Source organism: Endozoicomonas sp., from assembly GCF_051008435.1.
Taxonomy (GTDB): domain Bacteria; phylum Pseudomonadota; class Gammaproteobacteria; order Pseudomonadales; family Endozoicomonadaceae; genus Endozoicomonas_A.
In genome coordinates this window covers 1-2,233 of the sequence record NZ_JBPCXO010000176.1, presented here as the reverse complement: position 1 = coordinate 2,233, position 2,233 = coordinate 1, and the positions used below count along the sequence as shown (strand labels likewise).

Below are 2,233 nucleotides of genomic sequence, written 5' to 3'. Positions count from 1 at the left end.
GTCAGAAAGGTTATGAAGCCTTTCGCATAAGGTGACGTATTCAGCCATTTAAAATACCTCTGCTATGGCAACAAGGTATGGCACAAAAATACTGATACGTCAGTCTGTCTGGAGCTTACGCCCTGCTGTCACTGGCTGAACAGGAAGCTCTGGAAAAAGACTCTGTAAGCTATTTATCAGCAGGCAGGCGAGCTTTAAAAAGTTTCTTCTCCCGTACAGTGAGAATCTCAGACAATCACCCGGAATTCGGGCAGAAACGAATGGCCGATGTCCATCAGTTGATGCAAAGCTGCCAGGATAGAAAATTATGCTCCCGGGAAGTCTCCCTTTATGAAACGCCTGATGGTTGGTCCTGGAGTCATGGCAAGGCAAAAGCACTGGGGCGACAAATCGTAGTTCGACATCTGACCACGCCGGGAAGGTTGCACTCCAGTAAATCAACCACCTTGTCACTGAAGGATAGTTTTAAGCCAGAGCTGACTCCTGAAGAGGCCAAGCAGGTAGAAAACTATTTTGATCCCAGCAAGTCGAACCTGTTTGTTAGTTGGACGTCTGGAGGGATTTTAGGTAGAAGCAAGTATCTGGCTGAATCTCAAAATCGTATATTGAGATTAGTATCCAGAATAGAGGCAGAGTTTAGAGGTTTTTTTGGACGTCATGCCCCCCAAGCTATGGCTAACTATAAAACCTATAAGCTTACTCGCTTATCAAAGAGTGCAAAGCAAAAACTAGAAGATTCTGACCTTGCCCTTCAGAGATTGAAAAGAGGGTCAAAGTCTGAAGAATTCAAAGAGTGGGCAAAGGTAAAACCCTATTCCTATCAGAAAAAAGCCAAAAACGTACCTCACGGTGAAACGACAGGTAAAGCAGCAACCTATCACATGAGGGATGAAGCAAAGTGGCAAAGACGGACAGAGAAGGTTTACCTCCCTTCCATTGGAGACAATAAAAATACTGAATCAGGTGAAAATGTATTTGTCATGTTCGGGCTGGATCAAGAGAATATGAGACGCTCATGGACTCAGGTTGTCCATGATCAAGGCGAGCCTTTCAGAACAGTCAGTCGATACAATAACTGCTCAGAGATGTCTCTGAGGATTTTGAAATCAGGGGGCTCCGATCAATACTGCGCCATCCATCCAAGAATTTATACAACGCCAAATAACATAGATCAGTATTCCCGCAAGTTAATGGAAAGACTCGAAGGGCTGAATGATAAAGCCGACACACTGTGTCAGCGTTTCAGGAACAGTCAGTCAGAGCTAACGCCCTATAATCTCGATATGGCACGGGAAGCTTTCGACGACAGCCTCAGGGGGGCGCTCCCACGATCCGTGAAAAAGCAATTGAGAGCAGTAAGAAGTGCGGTCAGTCAATTCACAGGATCTGAGAACAGGCTGGATATAATTATTCCCAAAGCGATTAAGCTGGTGGAAGTAATGGATAAGGCTTATCAGGCAGTCGGAGATAAACCGGATGCTGTTCAAGCACTTTCCCCAGCGCTGTCCGTTTTTATGATTGTGAGAAATTTGATTGCTCAGGCTTCGGCCCCTGGTTCTGAAAGTGACTTTCCAGAACCACCTACGGCAAGTCAGCCATTATTCTCACAGGATGATCAGTGACCCATTCCTAAAGTACTCCATCAAGTGACATTCTATTTTCTGGTTTGTTATCCGGAAGCCTTTCGTTCTAATTTCTGTTTACGCTACCCATCTATATAGAGCGTTGTTTATTCCTGATGTGGATTGAGTGTTTTCAGGCAATGTGACACATATTCGATAATTGTCGTTTTATTTGATTATATGTACTCACCGAGGGTTGGCATCTTCAGTTATCTGTGTAGAATACGCCTCCACTGATCGGGGTATCGCTCTTAACGAGCAACGCAGCGATTCATTGCAAACAACGTGAATAACGGGGATTGACAATCGAATCGAACCGCGTAGAATGCACCGCCGCTGAGACGGAAACGCAACGCTTCATAACTTGAACGGATGCGGTCACAGCGGGTTGAAAAGCTTCTTTCTTCTTAACGACTTTCGTTGAAAAGAATGAACGCTTGACAACAGCCGGCGCCACGGTATGATGAGCGCCTCGCTGAACAGCGCCAGACGCTGAATCAGCCGATTGAAACCTTCCGGTTTTAATCCAGTTCTTTAACAAACAATCAGACAATTCGTGTGGGCGCTTGTGCGAATGGCATCAGTCAATCGGTCTTTCTCTTAGAGAGGGG

General features: G+C 45.5%; 1 protein-coding gene. It reads left to right on the top strand.

What is annotated here, in order from left to right:
• The first annotated feature begins 260 nt into the window (after positions 1–260).
• Positions 261–1,622: a hypothetical protein gene (locus tag ACR2PX_RS08670; RefSeq protein ID WP_433998963.1), complete on the top strand. Its 1,362-nt coding sequence runs from the start codon at positions 261–263 to the stop codon at positions 1,620–1,622.
• Positions 1,623–2,233: the final 611 nt, after the last annotated feature.